21 protein-coding genes, 1 tRNA gene and 1 pseudogene are annotated in these 25318 nt (G+C 56.0%); 10 read left to right on the top strand and 13 right to left on the bottom strand.

Features of this window, described 5'->3' with window-relative positions; all coding sequences use genetic code 11:
- Positions 1 to 45: 45 nt before the first annotated feature.
- Together Q0775_RS02595 and Q0775_RS02590 are read left to right on the top strand one after the other, a co-directional pair.
- Entirely contained in the window at positions 46 to 2343 is a 2298-nt protein-coding gene (locus tag Q0775_RS02595) for a xanthine dehydrogenase family protein molybdopterin-binding subunit (protein WP_298857767.1), read from the top strand.
- Between the two features lie 31 nt (positions 2344 to 2374).
- Positions 2375 to 3400, top strand: a complete 1026-nt coding sequence (locus tag Q0775_RS02590) for a DUF2235 domain-containing protein (RefSeq protein WP_298859908.1) — start codon at positions 2375 to 2377, stop codon at positions 3398 to 3400.
- Positions 3401 to 3454: 54 nt separating this feature from the next.
- On the opposite strand, the gene Q0775_RS02585 is transcribed toward Q0775_RS02590, so the two are convergent.
- Together Q0775_RS02585 and metF are read right to left on the bottom strand one after the other, a co-directional pair.
- Positions 3455 to 3937 (bottom strand): PaaI family thioesterase, encoded by a 483-nt coding sequence (locus Q0775_RS02585; protein ID WP_298857766.1) that lies wholly within the window; start codon positions 3935 to 3937, stop codon positions 3455 to 3457.
- 66 nt (positions 3938 to 4003) lie between these two features.
- Entirely contained in the window at positions 4004 to 4870 is an 867-nt protein-coding gene (metF, locus tag Q0775_RS02580) for a methylenetetrahydrofolate reductase [NAD(P)H] (RefSeq protein ID WP_298857765.1), read from the bottom strand.
- Between the two features lie 93 nt (positions 4871 to 4963).
- Here metF and Q0775_RS02575 point away from each other — a divergent pair, with 93 nt between their 5' ends.
- Both Q0775_RS02575 and Q0775_RS02570 read left to right on the top strand, forming a co-directional pair.
- Positions 4964 to 5869 carry a LysR family transcriptional regulator gene (locus Q0775_RS02575; RefSeq protein WP_298857764.1) on the top strand — a complete coding sequence of 302 codons (906 nt, stop codon included), beginning with the start codon at positions 4964 to 4966 and terminating at the stop codon, positions 5867 to 5869.
- Positions 5870 to 6013: 144 nt separating this feature from the next.
- The gene (locus tag Q0775_RS02570) at positions 6014 to 6637 is read left to right on the top strand and encodes a LysE family translocator (protein WP_298857763.1); all 624 of its coding nucleotides are present in this window, start codon (positions 6014 to 6016) and stop codon (positions 6635 to 6637) included.
- Between the two features lie 19 nt (positions 6638 to 6656).
- On the opposite strand, the gene Q0775_RS02565 is transcribed toward Q0775_RS02570, so the two are convergent.
- The 4 genes and pseudogenes from Q0775_RS02565 to Q0775_RS02550 form a co-directional block, all read right to left on the bottom strand.
- Positions 6657 to 8093: a glycosyltransferase gene (locus tag Q0775_RS02565; RefSeq protein ID WP_298857762.1), complete on the bottom strand. Its 1437-nt coding sequence runs from the start codon at positions 8091 to 8093 to the stop codon at positions 6657 to 6659.
- Between the two features lie 13 nt (positions 8094 to 8106).
- Positions 8107 to 9021 carry a glycosyltransferase gene (locus Q0775_RS02560; RefSeq protein WP_298857761.1) on the bottom strand — a complete coding sequence of 305 codons (915 nt, stop codon included), beginning with the start codon at positions 9019 to 9021 and terminating at the stop codon, positions 8107 to 8109.
- Positions 9022 to 9300: 279 nt separating this feature from the next.
- A pseudogene (locus tag Q0775_RS02555) lies at positions 9301 to 9450 on the bottom strand (transposase); the annotation flags it as partial.
- Positions 9451 to 10199: 749 nt separating this feature from the next.
- Complete coding sequence (locus tag Q0775_RS02550) at positions 10200 to 11240, bottom strand: NADP-dependent oxidoreductase (protein WP_298857760.1); 1041 nt, start codon at positions 11238 to 11240, stop codon at positions 10200 to 10202.
- Positions 11241 to 11392: 152 nt separating this feature from the next.
- On the opposite strand from Q0775_RS02550, the gene Q0775_RS02545 reads away from it, so the two are divergent.
- Positions 11393 to 12178, top strand: a complete 786-nt coding sequence (locus Q0775_RS02545) for an inositol monophosphatase family protein (protein ID WP_298857759.1) — start codon at positions 11393 to 11395, stop codon at positions 12176 to 12178.
- A 3-nt stretch (positions 12179 to 12181) separates the two neighbouring features.
- Here Q0775_RS02545 and Q0775_RS02540 read toward each other — a convergent pair whose 3' ends face one another.
- From Q0775_RS02540 to putA, 3 genes are all read right to left on the bottom strand, one after another.
- On the bottom strand, positions 12182 to 12553 hold the full coding sequence (locus Q0775_RS02540) for a GFA family protein (RefSeq protein WP_298857758.1): 372 nt from the start codon (positions 12551 to 12553) through the stop codon (positions 12182 to 12184).
- Complete coding sequence (locus Q0775_RS02535; RefSeq protein ID WP_298857757.1) at positions 12550 to 13266, bottom strand: rhomboid family intramembrane serine protease; 717 nt, start codon at positions 13264 to 13266, stop codon at positions 12550 to 12552. Before Q0775_RS02535 ends, Q0775_RS02540 begins: the two co-directional genes overlap by 4 nt.
- Positions 13267 to 13424: 158 nt before the next feature.
- Complete coding sequence (gene putA, locus Q0775_RS02530) at positions 13425 to 16838, bottom strand: bifunctional proline dehydrogenase/L-glutamate gamma-semialdehyde dehydrogenase PutA (protein ID WP_298857756.1); 3414 nt, start codon at positions 16836 to 16838, stop codon at positions 13425 to 13427.
- 108 nt (positions 16839 to 16946) lie between these two features.
- Between putA and Q0775_RS02525 the strand changes: the two genes are divergently transcribed.
- The 3 genes from Q0775_RS02525 to Q0775_RS02515 all read left to right on the top strand — a co-directional run bounded on the left by Q0775_RS02525 (position 16947) and on the right by Q0775_RS02515 (position 18151).
- Positions 16947 to 17423, top strand: coding sequence for an Lrp/AsnC ligand binding domain-containing protein (locus tag Q0775_RS02525; RefSeq protein ID WP_298857755.1), 477 nt, complete (start codon positions 16947 to 16949; stop codon positions 17421 to 17423).
- A 31-nt stretch (positions 17424 to 17454) separates the two neighbouring features.
- Positions 17455 to 18024: a tetratricopeptide repeat protein gene (locus Q0775_RS02520; protein WP_298857754.1), complete on the top strand. Its 570-nt coding sequence runs from the start codon at positions 17455 to 17457 to the stop codon at positions 18022 to 18024.
- Positions 18025 to 18065: 41 nt separating this feature from the next.
- Positions 18066 to 18151: transfer RNA gene (locus tag Q0775_RS02515), tRNA-Leu, on the top strand.
- 519 nt (positions 18152 to 18670) lie between these two features.
- Here Q0775_RS02515 and choV read toward each other — a convergent pair.
- The 4 genes from choV to Q0775_RS02495 form a co-directional block, all read right to left on the bottom strand.
- A complete protein-coding gene (choV, locus tag Q0775_RS02510; RefSeq protein ID WP_298857753.1) occupies positions 18671 to 19693 on the bottom strand; it encodes a choline ABC transporter ATP-binding protein in 1023 nt (340 codons plus the stop codon).
- Positions 19690 to 20523 carry a choline ABC transporter permease subunit gene (choW, locus tag Q0775_RS02505; RefSeq protein ID WP_298857752.1) on the bottom strand — a complete coding sequence of 278 codons (834 nt, stop codon included), beginning with the start codon at positions 20521 to 20523 and terminating at the stop codon, positions 19690 to 19692. Before choW ends, choV begins: the two co-directional genes overlap by 4 nt.
- A 55-nt stretch (positions 20524 to 20578) precedes the next feature.
- Positions 20579 to 21505 carry a choline ABC transporter substrate-binding protein gene (choX, locus tag Q0775_RS02500; protein WP_298857751.1) on the bottom strand — a complete coding sequence of 309 codons (927 nt, stop codon included), beginning with the start codon at positions 21503 to 21505 and terminating at the stop codon, positions 20579 to 20581.
- A gap of 891 nt (positions 21506 to 22396) precedes the next feature.
- Positions 22397 to 23035: an AraC family transcriptional regulator gene (locus tag Q0775_RS02495; protein ID WP_298857750.1), complete on the bottom strand. Its 639-nt coding sequence runs from the start codon at positions 23033 to 23035 to the stop codon at positions 22397 to 22399.
- Positions 23036 to 23518: 483 nt separating this feature from the next.
- On the opposite strand from Q0775_RS02495, the gene Q0775_RS02490 reads away from it, so the two are divergent.
- Both Q0775_RS02490 and Q0775_RS02485 read left to right on the top strand, forming a co-directional pair.
- Positions 23519 to 24580 (top strand): hypothetical protein, encoded by a 1062-nt coding sequence (locus Q0775_RS02490; RefSeq protein ID WP_298857749.1) that lies wholly within the window; start codon positions 23519 to 23521, stop codon positions 24578 to 24580.
- Positions 24581 to 24861: 281 nt separating this feature from the next.
- Entirely contained in the window at positions 24862 to 25119 is a 258-nt protein-coding gene (locus Q0775_RS02485; protein ID WP_298857748.1) for a hypothetical protein, read from the top strand.
- The last annotated feature ends 199 nt before the right edge of the window (positions 25120 to 25318 follow it).

Below are 25318 nucleotides of genomic sequence, written 5' to 3'. Positions count from 1 at the left end.
CTACTGTCCGCTCAACTATATTGCGCGGCCAACAGGAGACGTCAGATGGAAAAATTCGGTAAGAGCCAGTCGATCAAACGGGTTGAGGATGTTCGCTTTTTGACCGGCGAGGGGCGCTATGTGGACGATATCTCGCCTGAGGGGGCGTTGCATGCTTTTGCTTTCCGCTCTCCTGTGGCGCATGGTGTTATTGCCGAGCTGGACGTGAGTGAGGCGTCAGCGGCCGAGGGTGTGCATTTGGTTGTGACCTGTGCCGATCTGGAAGCCGCAGGCGTGAAGGTTGAGATACCCGGGGCTGTGGTGAAGAACCGTGACGGATCGGGTGCAGCGGCGCCTGTGCGGCCCATGCTGGCGCGGGATCGTGTGCGATTTGTGGGCGAGCCTGTGGCGATGGTGATTGCCGATACCTATGAGCAGGCGCGGGATGCCGCTGAGCTGATTATGTTCGAGGTGGACGAGCTACCTGCCAAAATGGATTTGGTGCGCGGCGGCGAGGCGTTGCACGCTGAGGCGGCGGATAACTGTGCATTCGACTGGGGCATGGGCGATGAGGCGGCGACGGAAGCTGCGTTTGAGGCGGCGGCGCGGACTGTTGCGTTGGACGTTGAAGACAACCGGATCATCGTGAACAGCATTGAGCCGCGTGGATGTTATGCGGAGTGGGACGGGACGCGTCTGCACGTGGCGTATAACGGGCAGGGCGTTTGGGTTCATAAGAAGAATTTGGTGAATGCGTTCGGGCTGGACGAGGATGCGGTGCGGGTGACCAATCCTGACACGGGCGGTGCCTTCGGGATGAAGGGGATGGCCTATCACGAGTATTTTGTCATCAGCCATGCGACCCGTGTATTGGGCAAACCTGTGCGCTGGATGTCCGAGCGGACCGAGGCGATGCTGACGGACAATGGCGGGCGCGATCTGACCTCACTGGCGGAGTTGGCTTTTGATGCGGATAACAAGATTACCGCTTATCGTGTGACCAGCAAGTGTAATCTGGGAGCGTATAACAGCCAGTTCGGCCAGTTTATCCAGACGCAGCTTTTCTCCCGCGTGCTGATGGGCGTCTATGATGTGCAGACGACTTGGCTGCAGGTTGAGGGCTACTATACCAACACGGTGCAGGTGGATGCCTACCGTGGCGCGGGGCGGCCCGAGGCAATTTATGTGCTGGAGCGGATTATGGACCGGGCGGCGCGTGAGCTGGGGGTTGATCCGCTGGAATTGCGGCGCATCAACTTTATCAAGCCGGAGCAGTTTCCCTATGCGGCCTGTACGGGCGAGACCTATGACGTCGGCGATTTCAACAAGGTGTTGACGCGCGGCGCTTTGGAGGCGGATGCGGCTGGTTTTGGCGCGCGCAAGGCGGCGGATGCAAAGCGGGGGCAGCTGCGCGGTCAGGGGCTCTGCTATTACATCGAGAGTATTCTGGGTGATCCGAGCGAGGGGGCGAAGGTTAACTTCCTTGAGGATGGTACGGTTGAGATCCTCGTTGGGACGCAGTCGGGTGGACAGGGGCATGAGACGGTTTACGCCAAGTTTCTGAGTGACCAGACGGGGATACCAGCCGATAAAATCGTGGTGGTGCAGGGCGACAGTGACCGCATTGCGACGGGGGGCGGCACAGGTGGATCGCGCTCTGTTACCGTGCAGAACAATGCCACGCTGGCGACTGTGGGCAAGATGATCGAGGATTTCACCGCGTTTCTGGCCGATGAGATGGGCGTGCCTGCCGCCGAGATTAGCTTTGACGACGAGCGGTTCCGTGCGGAGGGGTCTAACTTGACGCCGACAATGCTGGAAGTGGCCGACATGGCGCGCGCACAGGGGCGTGACGATCTGTTGACTCACCATGAGCGGGCCACGTTGGAGGCGCGTAGCTTCCCCAACGGAGTGCATATCTGCGAAGTTGTGATTGATCCCGAGACGGGGATCGTGACCACGGATCGCTATACCGTCGTGGATGACTTTGGTAATCTGATCAATCCGTTGCTGGCCGAGGGGCAAGTGCATGGCGGCGTTGTTCAAGGCATCGGGCAAGCCGTGCAGGAGCGGGTGGTTTATGACGAGGATGGGCAGCTGCTCACGGCATCGTTCATGGACTATGCCATGCCGCGCGCGCAGGATGTCCCTTTCATCTCGTTCACAAGTGAGCCTGTGCCCTCAACTGCAAATATCATGGGCATGAAGGGCTGCGGCGAGGCGGGAACGGTTGGCGCGCTTGCGGCGGTATCCAATGCGGTGCAGGACGCGCTATGGGAGCATGGGGTGCGTCAGGCGGACATGCCGTTCACGCCGCATAAGGTTTGGGAGTTGCTGCAAGGTGAGGCCATCGCCGCCGAATAAGCAAGATAACGAGACGCCGTTTCTGAGGCGGCTGTTTGGCCGCCTCTGGACGCGTCCGGATAGTGATTTTGGACCTTCCAAGAGCAGTAGGGGCCAACAAATCCATCTGGTAATTCTTGACGGGACCATGTCCACGCTCAAGGAAGGGTGCCAGACGAACGCAGGCATCGCCTATCACCTGGCGCAGGAAATGGGCGCACAGATTTCAATTTATTATGAGCCTGGATTACAGTGGGACAGTTGGCGCACCGTGCGTGACGTTGTTTCGGGGCGGGGGATAAATCGCCAGATCAAGCGGGCATACGGCTATCTCGCGTCGCGTTACCGTGATGGGGACAAGATTTACCTCATGGGGTATTCGCGGGGCGCATATGCCGTCCGCTCGCTTGCAGGTATCATTGACCGAGTGGGGCTGTTGCGGCGTGATTGTGCGACAGAGCGTAATATCAGACAAGCCTATCGCTTGTATGAAGGTATGTCCCAAAATGGCACGGTAGAGGCATTCGCGACGGCGCATTGCCGGGCAGACGTCCCAATCGAGATGATCGGCGTTTGGGACACAGTTAAATCGCTGGGGATCAACGCACCTGTGTTGTGGCGGCTCAGTGTGGCGCGGTACGCGTTTCACAACCATGCGCTGGGCCGTCACGTGAAGATGGGATATCACGCGCTGGCACGCGACGAGACACGCGTGGCGTATCGACCCATCATTTGGGAGAGTGACCCTGATCGACCCGTGCAGATCGAGCAGGTCTGGTTTCGGGGCAGCCATGGCGATGTTGGCGGACAATTGGGCGGGCGGCATCATGCACGGCCTTTGTCGAATATCCCGTTGGTCTGGATGCTGGAGCGGGCGGAGGCAGCCGATCTGCCTTTGCCTGACGGGTGGCGGGCGCGGTTCGAGCAAGACGCAAGAGCGCCTTCGATCGGCACATGGGCTGGATGGGGGCCGCTGTTTGTTACCCGGCGCAAGCGGGTGGTGGGGGGGGACCCGTCAGAGCGGCTACATGAGAGTATTCAGCCGGACCCCGAGGACTTAGCACGGCAGGCAATTTAAGGCAGGGGACGGAAGAATACGGGTGAGGGTCAGGCGGTCTTCTTCACATTGAACCTACGCGATTTTCATCACGATGCAGGTAGTTGAGCCTGTGGCGTAAAGCTTACCATCTTCAACACCGCGAATTTCGCCATGTGCGACACCCGTTGAGCGGCCCACGTGATCGGTTGTGCCAATACAATCAACCTGCATGCCCAGCGGGATCGAGCGCAAGATATTTATCTTGTATTCCAGTGTCGTGTAGACCGAGCCGCGCGGCACGCGGGTCATCACGGCACAGGCCATCGCGGAGTCGAGCAGGGTGCCGTACCAGCCGCCGTGCACCGTCCCCATCGGGTTGGTTACTCCAAATTCCGGTGTGCCGCGAAAGACGCATGCGCCTGCCTCAACGCTATGAAGGGTATAACCCATCGTGGCACCAATCGGCGGGCCGGGGTTGGTGCCGTCGAGCATGCTTTGCATGTATTCCAGTCCCGAGAGTTTGAGCGCTTCGGATGGGGGCAGCAGATCATCGGGAGAGGTGGCAAGGCGTCGCATGGGGGTCGCTCCGGCTGGGAAAAGATTTCCCCAGCCTAGGACCGTTTTGCGCCATGGCGCAACCTGTTACGCCACGTTTGAAAGGGCGGTTTGTGGTGTAACCCCCAATGCGCGGCAGACGTCACGAGTTAGATCGGGGCGGTTAAGTGTGTAGAAATGCAAGGCATCCACCCCTTCGTCGACCAGCGCGCTACATAATTCAGCGCAGAGCGCTGTGGAGAGCAGTTCAGTACGGCCATCGCGCTCCGCAGCGCGGTAGGCCTCTTCCATCCACGCAGGAATTTTGGTGCCGCAGCGGGTTGCAAAATTGCGGGCTGAGGTCCAGTTGGTGATGGGCAGGATGCCGGGCACGATGGGTTTGGTAATGCCAGCGGCGGCGCATTGATCGCGGAAGCGCAGGAAGCTTTTGGGCTCAAAGAAGAACTGCGTGATCGCTTCGTGCGCGCCCGCGTCGAATTTACGCTTAAGATATTGAATGTTGGCGTGCTGGCTGGCCGCATCGGGGTGGCAATCGGGGTAGGCGCCAACGCGGATGGTAAACTTGTCTTGCAGGGCAAGTGCCTCGATCAGCTCGACAGAGTTTTTGAAGCCCTCGGGATGCGCAGCAAAGCGTTCCTCGCCGTTTTGCGGGTCACCACGCAGGGCGACGATGTCGGTGACGCCAGCGGCGTGGAATTTCTCGGCTTGCTCCATTGTGTCGGCCACGGACGCCCCAACGCAGGTGAGGTGGGCGGAAACAGGCAGGCCTGATGTGCGGCGCAGAACATGGGCAGCGTCATGGGTCAGATCACGGGTGGTGCCGCCTGCGCCATAGGTTACGGAGAAAAAGCGGGGAGCCAGCGGAGCCAGTGCTTGTGCCGTATCCCACAGCTTGAATGCGGCATCGACGGTTTTGGGCGGGAAGACTTCGAATGAAACGGCAGGGTTTGTCATGGTCCGTATCCTTTTTGATTTCATATCTTGTCGCATGGGTTTGAGTGTGAAACAAATTCATAACTTTCATCATTAACATGAGGATGATCTCATATGCATATTGAGTTTCGGCATCTGCGCACCATTCAGGCCATCCACCGCGCGGGGGGATTGGCGCGGGCGGCGGAGATGATGAACATCACGCAATCAGCACTCAGTCACCAGGTTAAAGGACTTGAGGATCAGGCGGGGGTGGAGCTGTTTGTACGCCGCTCCAAACCGCTCAAGCTGTCGCCTGCGGGGCAGCGCCTTTTAAAGTTGGCCGAGCAGGTGTTGCCACAGGTCGCGGCCTTGCAGGAGGAGTTTAGTGGCTTGCGCGATGGCAGTACGGGGCGGATGCACATCGCGATTGAGTGCCACGCCTGTTTCGAGTGGTTGTTTCCAGTGCTGGAGCAGTTTCGCCGCAGCTTTGGCGATGTGGATGTGGATATCCGGCCCGGTTTGGCCTTTGACGCGCTGCCTGCGTTGTTGCGCGAAGAGGTTGATTTGGTAATTTCTTCTGATCCAGAAGAGATTGCAGGTGTCGAGTTTATCGAGCTGTTTGATTACAAGGCGGTTTTTGTAGCATCTTCGGCGCACCCTCTGGCGCAAAAAAAGTATGTGGAGGCAGATGATTTTCGTGGTGAGACGCTGATCACGTATCCAGTAGAGCGCACGCGGCTGGATGTGTTCAGTCAGTTGTTGATCCCTGCCAAAGTGGAGCCTGCGGCAATCCGTCAGGTGGAATTGACAGCGGTCATCCTGCTTCTGGTGGCTTCCAATCGCGGGGTGTCGGTACTGCCCGACTGGGTCGTGCGGGAGGTGAAGTATTCATCGGATTACGTCACACGGCCGCTTACCAAAAAAGGTGTGACGCGGCGCTTGTATGCGGCAATCCGGAGTGATGACCGCGAAAAGCCGTATATGCAGGAGTTGTTGGGGCTGGCGGGAACGGAGGCACGCAAATTGCAAGCGGTGTGAGATGGGGCGGCTGCGCTATGACAGCGAAGCGGGGCAAAGCGGCGGTGTAATGTGCAGATGCGAACGGCGGCATTGAAGCTTTGACTAATTTGGTGCGAAGGCCAAAGGTTGGCGGATTATGTCCGAAGGAATGCGATGATGCCCATGGAAAGCTATTTGGTCTATTTGGCAGCGGTAGCCGTGTTTTTCGCCACGCCACCAGATACCAGCCAACTTTTGATCATATCAAACAGCGTGCGCCACGGGCTGAGGCGTAGTGCTTATACTATCGCGGGAGATTTGACAGCCAACAGTCTCCAGATGGCAGGCGCGGCGTTCGGACTTGCTGCGATCATTGCGACCTCGGCAAATGCGTTTATCTTGATCAAATGGTTCGGAGTGGCCTATCTTGTCTGGATCGGTGTTCAGCTCATCGTGTCAAAAGGCAAACCGCACGAGGTTATGGCAAATCCATCCGGTCAATCGCTCCGTCTGTTCCGCCAAGGTTTTGTGACATCTATGGCAAACCCGTTTGCGGTCGTGTTTTTTGGTGCTCTCTTTCCCCAATTTATTGATCCTACCGTTCCGGTGCTGCCTCAATTGTTCATCCTTGGGGTCACCTACTTGGTGGTGGATGGCGTTATTCTGATGCTCTGGGGATGGGTTGGCGTGCGCGCCGCCAAAGTGCTTCAGCGGATTTCTTTTGGCTTGGTGAACAAAATATGCGGCGGATTGATGATCGGCGCAGCGGCCTTACTTGCGAGTAAGGATTTTGAGCTGCAACGCTAGGCACGCGACCTCGTTGCGCTCAATCGGAGATGCCTGATTTCGCAAGCTTGGTTACAAAGTCGCGGTAGTTAGAGACATAGGTCTGGCGTGTGTACCGCTCTAGCCCGTGATCCGTATTGCGCTGATACTGTTCTGGCTGCAAAAGCACTCGGCGCATTGCGTCTGCAATGGCAGGTATGTCACCGCGCTGCACTAATTCCCCGTTTTTACCTGATGAGATCATTTCGCGCGGTCCATAGTTTACGTCATAGGAAATTACCGGACATCCGTTTGAAAGTGCCTCTAGAATAGCGAGACCGAACCCTTCGGTGGTTGTGGGATAGACAGATGCAAGTGCGTGCCGAAAAACGTTCAATGCCTCTGAGGTATACCCTGCCAGTTGTACACGGTCATCACAGCCAAGACGCACGATTTGTGCTTCCAGCTCCTGTTCTCCTGCGCCCAAGCCATAGATCAGATAATCTATGTCAGGGAACTCGTCTTTGATCTGACAAAAGGCCTCGATGCATTCGTGAATAGGTTTGCCAGTCAACTCCAACCGCGAGACGGTCACGAGGTTCCTGCGCGGTGCGCCAATGACCGAAGTTGTTTCACAGAAATGCGGAATCACATGGATCTCCGCTGATGGTGTCACGTCTGCGTGGATTTGTTGCTTATGGACATGTGTTGATGTGATGATGGCTTCGCCTTTGAAATTCTCGATTAGGAATTTTGAGCGGGGGACAATGTCGCCCTCGGGGCCGCGATGATCGGCGTGCAAAAAAAGGGCGCGGGGCACACTGGTTACTGGGGACAGATAGGCCGAGGTAACGCCGTCGAAAAAGACGACTGCATCATCCCAGCTGATCAGCTCGAACAAATTCTGGCCAAAGATGCGTTGGGTTCTGCAGATTGTGTCAGTGATCAGGTTTTTGCCAATGACGAACTGGCGATCTTGGGTCTTGAACCAGCGGATAGGTAGCGATTTTACAAAATCAGTTGTCTCAACGGTACCTTTGGTGGTGCGCCGCATCAATTGGTGAACCTCCCCCTCGATGAGTGTGTATAGCAGCTCTCCATCGGGGTGAGGTACTCTGCGTTTGGTGATTACGCCGATCGGAGTCTGTTTGACTGTGTCGGTAAAAACGGGAATCCCGTTTAGGGAGTATACGACCTTGTGCCCTTTGGCCGATGTCTGATCAAATTCGGGGAAGTCATTGAAGGGTTGAATACCTGCATCAATCGCAGACTGGTAACACGCCTCTGGCACAGTGAGGTTTTGTACGTCGGACGCGATTGTGCCATTCGCCTGCAGCTCGGCAAACTTGAGCTTTTGGTTGGGACTGTGATTGAGGTTCAGCAAAATCGGATCGAATTCGGCAATCTCGGACAGAGCGTTCATGCGGTGATAGACGGCCTTGACCTTTCCCCCGCCGCCAAGCCCGATCCGCTCAAATATGCTGAAAACACGCGTCAAACATGGGCTCCTTTCAATCGGGAACTGGAGCGTTGGATTTGGTCCGAGACAGTGATGCAGCGTGATATATCCTGCTGACTAAAACATCATAGAGCGACGCGTTGTCCTCGGCTAGAAATGGAAACCACTTTGACAGAATGACCTCTGTCTCATCACGCCCGATCGGCACGTGGCTGTCTCTGATATGAGGCATTTCCATGCTGATCGGTTCAGAGTCGTGTCCGTCAATTTTGATCGAAATATATCCCATACCAGAGTTATCCACGATTGCAGAAAACCGCTTGTGCAGAGCATTGTGCCCGAAGGAGAAAATTGTGCGATCTCCGTGAACGCGGATCGCGGTACCCATGCTGTTGAAGGGCAAATGGGCCTGATAGATGAACATCTCACCGTTGACCTCATAATTGGTTATGACCAATCCGTTCGAACGCGAATAACTGACGGGCATGCGGTCCCCGAGGCGGGTCATAAATCCACGTAGTTCTTGAACATAATCGCGAGACAAGCAATCATCGTCATCTATCCGAAACTCGACCAACGGTCGCCCTGCAAGCGTATTCAACTCGGATATTCTGGGCCACAATGCCTCATGAACGGTCGCTTCTGATGATACCAGAAGTTCGAGGTTGCGATCAGCTGAACAGATGTCTTGAAGTCTGTTTTTATACACCTCTGGCATGATATCTGACGTCAATATCAGGCACAGGAAGTTCTTGTCTGATTGTGCTTTGAGAGACGGAAGCAGAAAGTTTTCAAACAGGTAAAATCGCAGCGACATGCGTTCATCTGTGTAAAGCTGTTCAGCCGTCTTGGCACGCATGTCTTCAATCTCGGCGGGTGTTTTGGCTGCACGAGATGCACGCCAGTCCCCTTTACCACAAAACGAAAAACGGCAGATGCCAATGGCGGGTTCGAGTAAATATGCCATCTAACAAACTTTCCTGATATGTTGAGGGACAATTCGGGACGATCTGCGGGACTTTCCGAAGAATTCCCGTCTGTTCAATGTGCGAAGTCCGATAACCAGACTGTTGTAGTCAGCTCTGGTTGAAAATTTGGCAAAAACCATTGTCCATCTCCCAAGTGGCAGAAACAGAAACTCGTACCCGCTTCATCCTACCTGACTGCCTTGGCCCTTTGTGGCAACCCAAAATGATCATAATTGAAAAGGCAGCGATGATCCAATTTCCCGAACCTAGTGGCCCTAGACTTTGATTGCACCGTCCTTGGATCGCCATTTGTAAAACTTCGCATCGCTGACACTGTGATTGTGGCACAATTCCTTCGCGCCAAGTGCGGCCTGATGCTCTTTCAATATCCCAATGATCTGTTCTTCGCTGAAGCAGCTTCTCTTCATCGTCTGTCTCCTCAGTTGGAGAACAGGCTAAATCAAAACACCGGAATTTTTGGGGCAGCAAGTTATCAGCGTTCTTTTTAAGAATTGCTGATTGATAAAACTTCTTCAGCAGTAGATCAGCCTGATTAGAGGCTTCGGTAGCACAGAACCGTGACGTAACATATGCGTCGTCTTGAGCATCCGCAGCCTTCATACTTGAACAAATCTGTTGATCTACGCATTCTGTTGGACCAATCGAGCCTGCATCCTCACCAGCTACCCATATCGATAACCTCTTTTGGTTCAAAGGCGAGGGAAGTGAAGGGAAGTAATAAGCAGAGTCCGGTAGCTGCGATTTTGTATCTCACTGGATTTCCATATTTTTGTCCTTGTCGTAACGGAATGGTAATAAAATAAGCCCGCTTAATGACGATGTCTAAAACTCCTAAGGTGCTCGCAGAGAGTATTGCACCATTTCCCGAAGCAATTTGAAAAAACGCGCGGCCACACTTCGAGAATTGCCGCGAAAGCAATCCTGCTATTAACAACGATAGAATTGCGGGCGCGGCTCAACTCTTCGACGGAAAGCTGCCATTCTGTATAGGGCCGCATCGGTAAATTCCGACTGGAAGCGGTCTTTTGCTGCATTCACACAAGGGCCTGATCTTTTCACAGCGGAAGAGAGGTGGGGCGCTGGGTAATGGGTCCAGCATTTCAGAAAGAAAGAGGGGCACCCCGCGCTAGCTTTGACAGTCGCGCGGGGGATTGGTTTAGATGACTTTTACGATGGCTTTGCCGGTGTTGCCGCCTGTCAGGAGTTTGATAAAGGCGTCGGGGGCGTTCTCCAGACCTTCAGTGATGTCCTCTTGAACTTTGACGGTGCCGTTGGCGATCATCGGGCCGACCTCTTTGTGGAAATCGCCCATGCGGTTCCAGTGGTTGGAGATGATAAAGCCGTTCACGCTCAGAAAGTTGACAAGGATCGTGCGCCAGAGTTTCGGGGCGGTGAGGCCTTTTTCGATCGCATCGGCGCCGAGGCCACCTTCGTTGTACCATGCGATCATGCCGCAGATCGGAATGCGGCCAAACTGGTTCATCAGAGGCATGACAGCCTCAAGAACTTTGCCGCCTACGTTCTCGAAGTAGATGTCGATGCCTTTGGGCGCGGCCTCTTTGATTGCGGCGCGTAACTCCGACGCGGTGGCATACGCATGGTGATCAAGGCAGACGTCAAAGCCGAAATGATCAACTGCGAGTTTGCATTTGGCAGGTCCGCCAGCGATGCCAACGGTGCGCAGGCCGCGCGATTTGGCGATCTGGCCGACCATGGAACCTACGGGGCCAGTGGCCGCAGCGACGACGAGAGTTTCGCCCTCTTTTGGTTTGCCCAGCTCCGTCAGGCCGTACCAGCCTGTGAGGCCAGGCATCCCGAGAACGCCCAGAGCATATGTGATGGGGGCAGTGTTGGGGTCGATTTTGGCCAGCCCCGCAGCAGGAGCAACAGAATGTGTGGCCCAGCCAAATCCGCCCATGACGAATTCGCCAACTTCAAAGCCTTTTGCATTCGACGCGATGATTTCTCCGACAGAGCCGCCTTCCATTTTGCCATCAACTGGGATGTTGGCGGCGTAGGATTTTGCGTCATCCATACGACCGCGCATATAGGGGTCCAGTGACATATAATGAACGCGCACGAGCACTTCGCCTTCGCCCGGTGTGGGCACTGGCAATTCTTCCATGCGGAAGTTGGCGGGGGTCGGTGCGCCGTCCGGGCGGCTGGCGAGGACGATTTGTTTCATTGTCTCTGACATGGTGTTCTCCCTTTGGTTTCTGGCATTGGATTTGGCCCACGGTATCGCAGTTGCAAGGCGGCACAAGTGGCACGCTGCGTCACTGGCTATTGGCAATTGGAGCGGTACGTCCTAAGAGGGCGGAAATCCTCTAAGACAAAGGCCGTAATGACATGGTTGGCAGTGCAAATCTTAACATCATGATCAAGGCTGCGCGTAAAGCGGGGCGTGCGTTGGTGAAGGACTTTCGTGAAGTAGAGCAGCTTCAGGTGTCCATGAAAGGTGCAGGCGATTTTGTGAGCCGCGCTGACATCAACGCCGAGAAGATTATTAAGGACGAGCTGCGCACGGCGCGCCCGACCTATGGCTGGATCGCCGAAGAGGGTGGTGCAGAGGAGGGTGAAGACCCCACACGCCGCTGGATTGTTGATCCGCTGGACGGCACGACGAATTTTCTGCACGGTTTGCCACATTGGGCGATTTCAATAGCACTTGAGCATAAGGGGCAGGTTGTCGCGGGCGTTGTATTTGACGCAGCTAAAGAAGAGATGTTTTTCGCTGAGAAGGGTGCGGGTGCGTGGATGAACGAGAGCCGTATGCGCGTCTCGGCGCGTCACAAGATGATCGAGTCAATCTTTGCCACGGGTATCCCGTTTGGTGGACGCTCTGATCTGCCGGCGACCTTGCAGGATATGGCGCGTATTGCACCGTCTTGTGCGGGTATTCGCCGCTGGGGTGCGGCATCGCTTGATTTGGCCTATGTGGCTGCGGGCCGCTATGACGGGTTCTGGGAGCGTCGTTTGAACTCGTGGGATTTGGCTGCGGGTGTAATCATCGTAAAAGAGGCGGGTGGTCTGGTCGAGCCGATCAATCCGCGCGGCGATGTTGTTCAGGATGGCGAGATTATCGCCGCGAACGAAGCGATCTTTACCGGTTTCTCGAAGCTCGTGCGCGGCTAAATGCTACTTGCGGTCGGAGGGGTGGTTTACGCCATCCGTCCACGCCACAGGCTCATGTTCCCATGTGTTAACGCCCTCGATGCATCCAAGGTTGATGCCGCATTGTGCGGGATCGGAACGGCGTTGGTGGTAGAGGTAGATGCCACACGTTTTACAAAAATAGTGTTTCGCCGTGTGGGTTCCCCAGCTGTAAACTGTAAGGCTGTCTGCGCCTTTTGTGACTACAACGCTGGCAGTGGTTGCGGTGACAGCCGCCGCCTGACGGCGTTTACAAAACGAGCAGGTGCAGCGTGCCGCATCGGTAAAGCCATTGGGTAGAGTTGCAGTCACGCTGCATGCGCCGCAGTGGCAGGTAACTGTGATTTTGAGGCTCATTTGCGTTTGACCTTTGGCATGTTGTAGCGGGCGGGGGGATGTGGCGGGTGGCCATGGGTGGCTTTCCAGAACTTTGGCCCCCCAAGACGCAGCCAGAGCGGAAGGGCCAATAGCAGACCCGCGACAAAGCCGCCTGCGTGGGCCCAATAGGCGACGCCACCCGTTTCGGGCGTAGCCCCCATGCCGCCAACGAATTGCATTGCAAACCAGACCATCAGCATGATCCATGCGGGGATGGGGATAATTCTAATGAAAAACAGAATGTCGACGCGGGCTTTTGGGAACAACAAAAGGTAGGCGCCCATGACCCCAGCGATGGCACCCGATGCGCCGACTGTGGGGACATATGACGTGGAATCGGCTAGGACATGGGCGTAGCCCGAGAGCGCACCCGCGACGAGGTAGAAGACGAGGAAAGGGGCATGGCCCATCTCGTCCTCGACGTTATCACCGAAGATCCATAAAAACAGCATGTTGCCAGCAATATGCGCCCAGCCTGCATGCAAGAACTGGGAGCTGAGCAGGGCATTGAAGCCGTCGCCCTCCATCACGCGGCGCGGCAGGAGGGCGTAGTCGTAGTAGAGCTGTGCCAGCGCACGCTCATCCCCCGCGATGGGAAGCATGCTGAGGAAGATGCCGATGTTGGCGGCCATCAGCGCATAGGTCACGTAAGGCACGCGGCCAGAAGGATTATGATCACGGATGGGAAACATCGGGCCACGTTCTGCGATTGCGCGAGGAGCGTCAAGGGCAAGCGATGGGCGGGGACGAAAGCCGTCGGCGCGGTGTCATGGTGCAGCTGGAGGAATTCAGTCTAATGGCAAAATGAAGGGAAAGGTCAGCCCACCAAATAGGGGCTGACCGTTTGGATTTACGCAGAGGCGCCCAGAAGGGCTGCGTTGCCGCCAGAGGCAGTTGTGTCGACGCAGACGTGGCGTTCTTGGCGTACGCGCGCAGTGTCGGGCAGGCCGCGCATCAGCGGCATGATAGGGCCTTTACGCTTTGCCAATGCTTGCTCCATCTGGCGTGCCGTTTCTGCGTCGCCCCACCACAGGATGCCGCCATAGTCGGGTCCAGTTGTCAGCGCATCGGCTGCAATGCTTCCTGTTGCGACAACGGCGATGCCACCCAGTGCTTCGACAGCTCGCTTTTGTGCGGCGGCTGTGTCGGCTGTGGGGCCTGCGCAAAGGATCGCGGCGCGTGGCAGGGTCGAGAGGCGGTTACTCTCACCTGTAGGGCCTGGCAGCGATACGGTGTCGAGCGCAGTAGGTGTATGCGCTGGCAGCGCCGGAAGCGTGCCCGCTTTGTCCCATGCGGGAGAGACGTCGGCCAGATCAGGTGCCGAGAAGCGGGGCAGATAGTTTGGGCCGCCCGCCTTTGGACCTGTACCCGACAGGCCTTCACCGCCGAAGGGTTGCGAGCCTACGATTGCGCCAATCTGGTTGCGGTTGATGTAGATGTTGCCCGCCTCGATCCGCTCGGAGACGTATTGCACACGGTCGTCAATGCGGGTGTGCAGGCCGAAGGTGAGGCCATAACCTGTGGCGTTGATCGCGTTGATGACTTTGTCTAACTCGTTGGATTTGAAGGTCGCCATGTGCAGGACGGGGCCAAAGATTTCACGCTCCAGATCGCTGATGGCTTTGACCTTGATGATTGTCGGCGCGATGTAGGTGCCGTGATCGGGTGTGGGCAATTCTGCCACAAGGCGACCATCGGCGCGGGCGGCGGCGATGTGATCGGCGATGCCTTTGCGGGCTGTCTCGTCGATAACGGGGCCAACGTCTGTGCTCAGGTTCCACGGATCGCCCATTTGCAGCGCTTGCATCGCGCCGATGAGCATTTTTGTGAAGTCTTCGGCGATGTCCGCTTGGACATAAAGACAGCGCAGTGCGGAGCAGCGTTGTCCTGCGGATTGGAAGGCGCTTTCCACGATGGCCTGAACCGCTTGCTCGGGCAGGGCGGTTGAGTCGACGATCATGGCGTTGAGGCCACCCGTTTCCGCGATGAGCGGCGTGCCGGGGGCGCAGTGGTCGGCCATGGCGGCGCGGATTCGCTGTGCCGTGCCAGTGGAGCCAGTGAAGGCGACGCCATTGATCCGTACGTCAGAAGTCAGAGCCGCGCCCACATCGCCTGCGCCGGGGAGGAGTTGCAGGGCAGTCGCTGGAACGCCAGCTTCATGCAGTACACTGATCGCCAAATGGGCGATGAGTGGTGTTTGCTCGGCTGGTTTTGCGAGTACGGCATTGCCTGCGGCAAGGGCGGCGCTGATCTGTCCCAAGAAGATTGCAAAGGGGAAGTTCCATGGCGAGATGCAGGTGAACACGCCAGCGGGGGGCATATTGGTAGCTTGGGCGGCGTAGTAGCGCAGGAAGTCCACGCCTTCGCGCAGCTCGGCCACGCAGTCGGGGAGGCCTTTGCCAGCTTCGCGCGTCAGGAGCGCGAAGATTTCGCCGTAGCGTTCCTCGTAGATATCAGCGGCACGCAGGAGGGCCTTGCGGCGCTCGTCGAGGGGTGCGTCCCACGGTTTTGCCGCGTCGAGCGCTTTTGCAACGTCAGCAGGTGTAGCTGGGTGGACTGTACCGGGGGAGGTGGCGCCAGTCGGGTTTGCCACTTCTTGCGCGTCGCCGCCTTTAGTGCCGCCCGCGATGATGGGTTTGGCGGTCCATGTCGCATTGGCGAAGGGTTCACGTGCTTGTTCAATCGCGGTGAGTGTAGGCGTATGCGTGAGGTCGAACCCCTTTGCGTTGGCACGCAGGGGACGGAAGATTTCAGGACCGCGCGGTATCACCGGAATGCTCTCTTCGAGCTTGCTGAACGGATCGGCGGCGACTTCTTCGGGGGCGACGTCTTCGTCTACGATCTGGTTTACGAAGCTGGAATTCGCACCATTTTCCAGCAGGCGACGGACCAGATAGGCGAGCAGATCTTTGTGTGCGCCAACAGGGGCGTAGATACGGCAGCGGCTGCCGTGGTTCTTGAGGACGATATTGTGCAGTGTCTCGCCCATTCCGTGCAAACGCTGGAACTCATACAGCTCTTTGTCCTCGCCCATGTGCAGAACGGCGGCGACGGTGTGCGCGTTGTGGGTGGCGAATTGGGGGTAGATGCGGTCGGTCATGCCCAGCAGCTTGCGTGCGTTGGAGATATAGCTGACGTCAGTGGCCGCTTTTCGCGTAAATACCGGAAAGCCATCGACGCCCTCAACTTGGGCGCGTTTGATTTCTGTGTCCCAATACGCACCTTTAACGAGGCGAACCATGATGCGGCGATCGTGGCGTTCTGCCATGTCATAAAGTGCGTCGATGGTGCCAGCGGCGCGGGGTCCGTATGCTTGTACAACCACACCGAAGCCGTCCCATCCTGCAAGGGCTGGCTCGGACATCACAGCGTTGATCACGTCGAGCGACAGGCCGAGGCGGTCAGCTTCTTCTGCGTCAACGTTCAAGCCCATGCCTGCGGATTTGGCGAGCAGGCACAAAGCACGCAGACGGGGTACGAGGTCTTTCATCACAGATGCTTCCTGCGCCACTTCGTAGCGGGGGTGCAGGGCGGAGAGTTTGACGGAGATGCCGGGGTTTTTGCGAATGTCGTCGTGGGTACAGCCACGGGCGATGGAAGAGATCGCGTCGGAATAGCTCAGGTGATAGCGGCGGGCGTCGCTCTCGGTGCGGGCAGCCTCTCCGAGCATGTCATAGGAATAGGTGTAGCCTTTGGCTTCCATTCCTGCGGCGCGTTTCATGGCTTTTTTGATGTCTTCACCCAGAACGAACTGGCGGCCCATTTCCTTCATGGCGCGGGCTACGGCGGTGCGGATCACAGGTTCGCCCATGCGTTTGATCGCGGCGCGCAGGTGGCGGACGGGGCCGGGTTGCTCGTCGTCCAGAACACGGCCTGTCAACATAAGCGCCCATGTAGATGCGTTAACCATAGTGGAGGTGGAGTGGCCCATGTGGCGGCCCCAGTCTGAGGGGGCAATCTTGTCTTCGATCAAGGCATCCATCGTCTCGGCGTCAGGCACGCGCAACAGCGCTTCGGCGAGGCACATCAGCGCCACACCCTCATCTGTGGAAAGGCCGTATTCGGCAAGGAAAACCTCCATCAGACCGGGTGATGTGGTGCCGCGAATGTCGCGCACAAGGCCAGCGGCCAATGTGGTAATGTCCTTGCGGTCCTGCGCCGAGAGGTTGGCGGTTTCGATAAGAGTGGCCAATACAGCATCGGGTTCGGCATAGGTGCCTGTGTCGATGGTTGCGCGCAGGGAAAGAGATGTGTCACGTGCCATATTGGATTCTCCATGGATGGGTTTTGACTAGTTTATCACGTCGTTTGCAGGCATGTTGCCTGAAGATGCCCGAAATTCAGGGCCAAACACGTCATTGAGGGCAGATTTATGGCGCAAAACACTTCTGATTTGGATCAATTCGATCAGGCGATTCTGGCGACCCTCGCCGAGGATGGACGCATTAGTATTACCGACCTGTCCAAACGCATTGGCCTGTCCAAGTCTCCCACCCAAGCGCGGCTGCGGCGGTTGGAAGAGAACGGCGTTATTCTGGGCTACCGTGCCATGCTGAATCCGATCCGTCTAGGGCTTGATCACGTGGCATTTGTAGAGGTTCGGTTGACAGATACGCGCGAGGCCGCTTTGGCAGCGTTCAATGCAGCAGTGGCAAAGGTGCCGCAGATCGAGCAGGCCCATATGATCGCAGGGAACTTTGACTATCTTCTGAAAGTGCGCACGCGGGATATGAACAGCTACCGTGCGTTTCTGGGTGATACGATTTCGGCGCTGCCCCATGTGGCCTCGACCTCTACCTATGTGGCGATGGAAGCGGTGAAGGAAGTGATGCTGTCGGAGGGGACTTGACCCAAGGGCGTGTCGCGCCATTCTATAGGACATGCGTATCTTGTTTGCCTTAGCCGTGATGGTCGGCCCCGCGTTTTCCTTATCTGCATCTGCGCAGGAGTGCCCTGCATCTGCGGATGTAAGTGCAGAGTTGGAAGGATTGTTCGCTCAAGCGCAGGCGGCGGAGAACTTCCGTGAAGGGCAGGCTGCTTCGGATGCGATGTGGAAGGTCTGGCTGCGTGCGCCCGACGATGCGGCCCAAGCCGTGCTGGAGCGTGGCATGGCGGCGCGGGGTAGTTTCGATTTTGTCGAGGCCTACGCGCAATTTACACGGCTTACCGAGTATTGCCCCGATTATGCCGAAGGCTGGAACCAGCGGGCCTACATCAGTTTTTTGCGCGAGGATTACGCTGCTGCGTTAAAGGACCTTGACCGTGCGCTGGAACTACAGCCACGCCATGTCGCGGCGCAATCGGGCAGGGGCCTGACGTTGATGAACCTCGGGCGCATCGCGGAGGCGCGCGCGCAGATGCTGGAGGCCGTGGCGAATAACCCGTGGTTGTCAGAGAAGGCGCTGCTGGCCAAAGGTGCGCCGCTGGGCAAGATCGGCGAAGACATTTGAGACATTTACACCGCGCCAGAGCACGGTATGTTGCACCCATTGCGGGCGTGGTGGAATGGTAGACACACCAGACTTAAAATCTGTTGGGCGTATGCCCGTGGGGGTTCGAGTCCCCCCGCCCGCACCAGTTGTTCAAATATTTACGCTAAGACAAACTATCTTATTCAATTTTTATTAACGCTGGTCTCTCTACGGACTCCTTGGGATGTAAAGCGCAATACGATGCACTGGCGTTTTTCCCAGAAGTACCTTGCTGCTCCTTTTGTCGTGATCGTAGGTAATGTGAGTGGTGTGCGCTGCTTTGCTTCTTTTGATGTTTGGTTCGCCTATTGACTTAAACCACCCCCAGCAAACCATCTGGACACTGCACGCCGTGGCGAGGCAAGCAGCACGAAACGAACAGCGCATCGCTGATGCTCACCCCGCGCTCGAACTGGCTGACGAGATAGACAGGACTTTTCTAAACTATAACTTAGCGGAGTTTTGAGGCGGTACGCTCATTCAGACCGACGAGTGGCCTTCGGATCAAGAGGCTCAACATAATTGCACTCTCGGCCCTGAGCGAACCTTCGCGATTGGTTTAAAAGCTCCCATTCGTCATTTATGCAGCAATCTGGTGGCACAGTGGTCTGCTTTGTTGTTTTGCTTAGGTGCGGGGGTCGCTCAGCTTTGCGAGAATGCGGTCTTTTGAAATCTGCCCGATCATTTTTTTGCCCTCAAGGACACCAATCGTCGTCTGGTCTTCGCCCAGCTGTGCCATCACATCGCGGATGCTCGTCTCAGCGGCAACGGTCGTTGAGGGCGCACCCGTCACAGGCTCCATCACGTCGCGCGCGCAGAGCACGCTGAGCGGGTTCATATGGGCGACGAAATCGCCAACATAATCGTTGGCGGGATTGGTATAGATGTCTTGGGGTGTTCCGCATTGCACAATCCGCCCGCCTTCCATGATGGCGATGCGGTTGCCCAGCTTGAACGCTTCGTCCAGATCATGGGAGACAAAAATGATCGTGCGGCCGCGTTTGGCTTGCAGTTCCAGCAGCTCGTCTTGCAACCTCGAGCGGATAAGCGGGTCGAGGGCCGAGAACGGCTCATCCATCAAAAGGATCGGAGCATCTGTGGCAAAAGCACGAGCAAGTCCGACCCTTTGCTGCATCCCGCCCGAAAGCTCCCCGACCAAAGCGTCAGCGCGGTCCGATAGGCCGACGCCTTCCAGCTCATCATCCACCCTTTTGCGGCGCACGGCAGCGGATTGCCCGTCCAGTTCCAGCCCAAGTCCGACGTTATCGCGCACATTTCGCCACGGGAGCAGGCCAAATTGCTGAAAGACCATCGCGACGGTGCGCAGCCTTATATCGCGCAGTGTTTTGCGGTCGGCGCCAGACACGCTTGTCATCGTGTTACCGGTCCGGACGCGAACTTCGCCACGCACCACGGGGTTCAGGCCGTTGACCGCGCGCAGCAATGTCGATTTGCCAGAGCCGGACAGGCCCATCAGCACGAGAATTTCGCCCTCTTCCACAGTGAGCGAGCAGTTGTGCACACCAAGGATCTGGTTGCAGGCGGCGCTGATTTCGGCGCGTTGTTGCCCTGCGTCCATCAGGGGGAGGGCACTCGCCGGGTCATCGCCAAAGACGATGCTAACGTTATCGAACTCTACCGCGTTCATGACCGTTTTACCCGCAACATACGGTCCAGCATGATCGCAACAGCGACAATGACAAAGCCCGATTCAAACCCCAGACCCGGATCATTGCGCCCAAGCGCCTGCACCACTGGTTTGCCCAGACCGTCGGCGCCCACATAGGCCGCGATCACAACCATGGACAAGGACAGCATGATGACCTGATTCAAACCTGCCATGATCTGGGGCACCGCATAGGGCAATTCGACCTTCCAGAGGAGTTGGGTCGGGGTCGCGCCAAAGGCCTCGGCGGCCTCGGTCAGTTCGGTCGGAGTTTTCGAGACGCCAAGATATGTGAGCCGGATCGGGGCGGGGATGACGAAAATAACCGTTGCAAATAAGCCCGGCACCATACCGAGGCCGAAAAACACAATCGCGGGGATCAGGTAGACAAAAGTGGGCAGGGTTTGCATCAGGTCAAGAACGGGGCTGATGAATTGATAAGCGCGGGGGCGGTGGGCAAGGAAAATGCCAATCGGCACACCGAGCCCCATGCACACCACACAAGAGGACAACACAAGCGCAAGGCTATCGGTTGTTTCCTCCCAATACCCTTGATTGATGATGAAAAGCAGGCAGAGCGCGACCAGAAGGCAAACTTTCCAAGAGCGCTGCAACGCCCATGTAAGAGCAACAAACAGCACGACAATGAGCAAGGTGGGCGGGGTCTGCAACGCCCAGACGATCCCGTCGATCATCCATTCCAGAGCGTCCGAAAGTGTATCAAAGAACGGGCGCGCATGGGTTTTGAGCCAATCCACGATAGCCTCTGACCCATCATCCATCGGGATTTTATACGTTTCTAACCAGTCCATGCCTGCCCCTTATGGTGAAAGGGGGGCACATCTGTGCCCCCCTCTTTTTCTTATTTTAGTTGGCCATTGCGGCTGTGACAGCACCAACAGCGTCGCCACCTTCCAGCGTTGTCACACCGTCAACCCACGCCATCCATGTGTCTGTATTGGCTGCAAGCCATGCCTTGGCGGCATCCTCTGGATCAACACCGTCGTTCAGGATCGCGCCCATAATCTCGTTCTCCATGGCGAGTGTGAATTCGAGGTTCGTCAGCAGCTTACCCACATTGGGGCACTCTGCGACGTAACCCGCACGCGTGTTTGTCGCAACTGTGGCACCGCCCAGATCGGGGCCAAAGAAGTCATCACCACCGGGCAGGTAGGTCAGATCAAAGTTTGCGTTCATTGGGTGCGGCTCCCAGCCCAGAAAGACAACAGGCTCGGACCGGTCAACGGCGCGTTCAACTTGGGCCAGCATGCCCTGCTCGGAGGATTCAACAACCTCGAAATCGGACAGCCCAAAAACGCCGCCGTCGATCATGTCTTGAATCAGGCGGTTGCCGTCATTGCCTGCTTCGATCCCGTAAATCTTACCGTCAAGAGCCTCAGCGGCTGTCGCGATAGAGGCGAAATCTGTGATCCCCGCAGCAACACCAGCGGCATTGGTCGCGAGTGTGTATTTTGCGCCAGTCAAATTTGTGCGCACGGTGTCGACGGTACCCGCTTCGCGGTAGGTGGCGATATCACCTTCCATTGTGGGCATCCAGTTGCCGAGAAAGACGTCAATATTGCCTTCCGCCATGGACGCATAGGTCACAGGCACAGAGAGGATATCGGTCGATGCGTCATAGCCAAGTGCCTCAAGGACAACGGATGTGGCGGCAGTGGTCGCTGTGATGTCGGTCCACCCGACGTCGGAAAAGCGGACTTCTTCACAATTAGCGAATGCTGTGTTTGCAGCTGTGATCAGTGCGAGTGTGGAAATTGTGGTGGCGAATTTCATTGAAATCTCCTTGGCTTTTATAATTGCTCATTAACAGTCTCGCATTAGCTTAGGCGGTTAAACAAGTAGATGCCACGCGCTTTTGAAGGCGGGGAGGGAGACATACGGATCGGGGCATCTTTGCCTGTGATCTACCGATTTCCTTTTGTCGGTACTGCGCGGCATAGTAGAGGTATGGCAAAACGGGCTCAGAGCTGCAATTCGCTGCGCCGTTTGTGAACATCTGCAAGTCGCCTCAACCATCGCAGGAGTGCCCTCGGCGTCCCGGTGGCGCCTAAAGTAGCCATCCGCTGGATCGATAGCGGTAGTGGGGATCTACCGCTACTTCTTGCTGAGCACTAGCGTAGCGCGTGAGTAGGCGCTGGGGTTCGTGAAAGCTCCTGCTTAGGATCCAGTAACCGCTCCAGCGTTTGCCCCGGTTCCGGTGAACAACCGCAGAAGGTGTTAGGTTTAAATGTTGGACAGATTTTGTGCCATTCCAGCCATGTATTTACACAAGCGAAATTAGTGCCAGATCAATGATTTGCTGAATAAGGCGCGATGTTGTGGCATTCGCTTTCGCAATTATCTAGAAATGCACTTTCATCAAGGTCTGCGGTCTGATCCCCAATATCACCTTCGTCTCCACACTACGTTTGATAAATCGATGCGAGACATAATGGCGAAGCCGCACGCCTCTCGAGGTCCTGGCATGGGGCGGCGTTAACCGCTTAGTCGAAATCCTATGTCGGCAATGCCCGCACTGTGTGAATTCACCTACCATCTATTTATGCGGTCGCGGTGAATGTAGGCAATGCGTGCTGCAATCGCAGCATGGCCGAGGCTTGATGAATGTCTGCTTAGGGCCGAGGGCAGAAGCCTTCCCGCTGGGCCGTTTTCAGACTTTCATCTTTATTTCAAGGCATTGCGCCAATCTGTCGGCGTTTGGCCCATAACACGACGAAACTCTCTATTGAAATTTGACTTCGTGTAAAAGCCCGCTTCCAGCATGGCTGCTGTGACTGAGACCTCTGTGGATTCGAGTATTTCACAGACTGCTTTTATACGCATGTTATTGATGTATTGAGACATGTTCAGACCCGTGCTTCTGTTGACAGCCTGTGAAATATCGCGTGCAGGAAGCGCAAGGCGTTTTGAAAGACGGCTTATCGTCAGGTCAGGATCGCGAAAGAGCCCTTTTTGGGCAATTTCGGCATCGAGTCTTTGCACGAATGCTTTGTCCACATCTAAGCTGGAATTCGAAGGCTTGGCAAAGTCAAAGCACGCGAACACAGCGATGCAAGTTGCCAGCAACACCACGCCTCCAAGCGACGCCATCGCGGCGATCGCGCTGGTCCGACTTCCATCTGCGATCCAAAAGTCTGCTGTAATAATTGCGTCAGTAGTGCCAGACAGTATAAGAGCAGCGACCGCTCCGTAGAGGCCGAGCCGAAGCGCAGCGGTGTACCGCAAAGGGGCCCATGCAAAAACATTGTCACCATTGCGCAATAAAACCAAAGTCAGTCCAATGGCATAGGCCAATGTGATCAACCCAAGCACCGCATCCGCAGTATATGGGGCCAAAAAAACAACCACTCCCATCACCACAACAACACCCCCATGCACCATCACACTGAGCGAGAAAGAAGGGTTGGTGAACGCCAAATAGGCCAAAGGGGGTATGAGAACGCCTGAGAGATGCTGAACCTTCAAGACGCCCTCAATCCCGTATCCATACCGAAAACCCAGCAGCAATAACTGCATTGCAAGACTGCACAGGAATGCGATCAGCCAAGGCGCGCGCAGTTGCTGGCGTAGTTTTGTTGCAAACCAAAGCGCTATTACAATCAAAGCAATCGCTGGCAAAAAGATTATCGGGATCATCAGCATGGTGGTTATTTAAGTCCTAGTCGCCTCAAGTGTATCTAGTCTCTTGGACTAAATCACGATTCAGACTGACTATATCATGATCAAGGTCGCGCTGTTTTTGCAAATGTAGCTTTCTCGAAGAACATCATGCTTTGGGAGTTTGCCATGAAAATAACAATCCTTGCCGCATTATTCACCACTATACTGTGGACCGCGCCAACACATGCCGAGGGGGTCGGCTTTGCCCGCTTAACCATTGCCGACCCGATGGGTGGAGAAATGCAGGTCTCGCTCTGGTATCCAACCTTAGAGCGTGGCGGAACCGTCAAACTGGGGCCGTACAAAATCGAAGCTGTGCGCAACGCTTTGCCCTTGGAAGGTCAACGCGGTTTGGTTGTAATTTCGCACGGCACCGAAGGGTCCGACCTCGGCCACCGGAACATCGCTATGGCACTGGCCCGACAAGGCATTATTGCCGCTGCTCCGCTGCATCCAAGGGATAATTTCAAAGACAATAGTGGTGTAGGCCGCAGGGTCGTGATGGAAGGACGCCCCCGTCAAATCACTTCTGTGATTGATGCGCTTGTTTCACACGATGTTTGGGGTACACGCATTGATCCAAAACGTATCGGCGCATTTGGTTTTTCACTTGGTGGATACACTGTTCTTGCCGCACTTGGTGCTGAACCAGAAATGATGCTGATTGCCGAGCACTGCGGAGTTCCAAATTCGGATCCATTCTGCACCATAGTTGAATCTCAGGATGGCTCATTGCACGCACTTTTGGAGCAAGAGTTTCAATCGCCGTTTGATGGTCTAGGCGACGGTCGCCTTTGCGCTGCGTCTATTGTGGATCCAGTCGCCGTTACATTTTCTGATGCCGCCCTCGCAGATATTCAGGCGCTTCATATTGAAGTTTGGCGACCTGAATTTCAGAATGTCTTATCGGCGGATGCGCATGCAAGTCGGGTGGTTCAACAGCTAAACCTTCGATCGGTTTCCGAGGTTACGCCGGAAATCATCGTGAAGGGAGCCCAGCACTACTCGTTCCTTGCCCCGTTCCCTTGGAGGCTCAAATGGGTTTTGCCGTCTGAAATGACGCAGGATTCACCCGAGTTTGACCGTGCAATCTTTCAAGAAAAATTTGCTCAAGAAAATGCACGCTTTTTGGTTGAAGCCCTAGAATCTTGTGCAAAAGCCAATGAGGATAGTTCTCTCAAAAAGTGACAGAGCTTTTGTGCAGTGGTTGTTATCGAAACAAACCGATTGCAGCTGATGATGCATCAACAGAAAAACCGGATAAGTCCCTAAAACAGACTGCTGGGCTGCAAGATTGCCGCACCAAAATGATGCCTACTATGCGGACACCGCACCGCATCCTTGGAATCCAGCAGTACTCCCGCTAGATGGCACGCAGTATGGCGACCTGTATTGTCAGGGTTGCCTCATGCAGCCGGTAAGCCTCATATTGCTCCATTGCTGCGCTCAAATGCCAATTCATGATTCCCATGACAGCATGGCGCCCGCCTCAATTCGTGGTTTTTCGCAAGCGGTTGCCAGACAGCCCCGCCTTCGGGACATTTCAGAACCAGTTGCCCGTTCAGCGGCGTACAGAGCGCGGCGCAGGTCCGCATAACTTTATGACCTGCAATCGCAGCTACCTGTTCGCAAGCGAGTTCGATGACGGTGCACATGTTTCGACACGACAATACGGGCGTATGAATTGGGATTTGATGTCTGCGATTGGTCTCGATCCGACCGGATAGGGCAAGCCTTCAAAGCGACGCTCTAAGGCGACGTCGATCTACCGTTAGACTGGTATTTGACCGCAGGACGAACGATATCTTGCTGCTCGTCTCCCGCGAACGGTCATGCACCAAAACTTAGCGAAGGGGGGCAAAGAGCTCATGTTGACGGATGCTGGGCATCGTTTTTAGGCCAAGATTTTCAGGCCAAGACAAGATA

The organism is uncultured Sulfitobacter sp., from assembly GCF_947499945.1.
In the GTDB taxonomy this organism is placed as follows: Bacteria; Pseudomonadota; Alphaproteobacteria; order Rhodobacterales; family Rhodobacteraceae; genus Sulfitobacter.
This window is presented reverse-complemented; position numbering and strand designations above follow the sequence as displayed.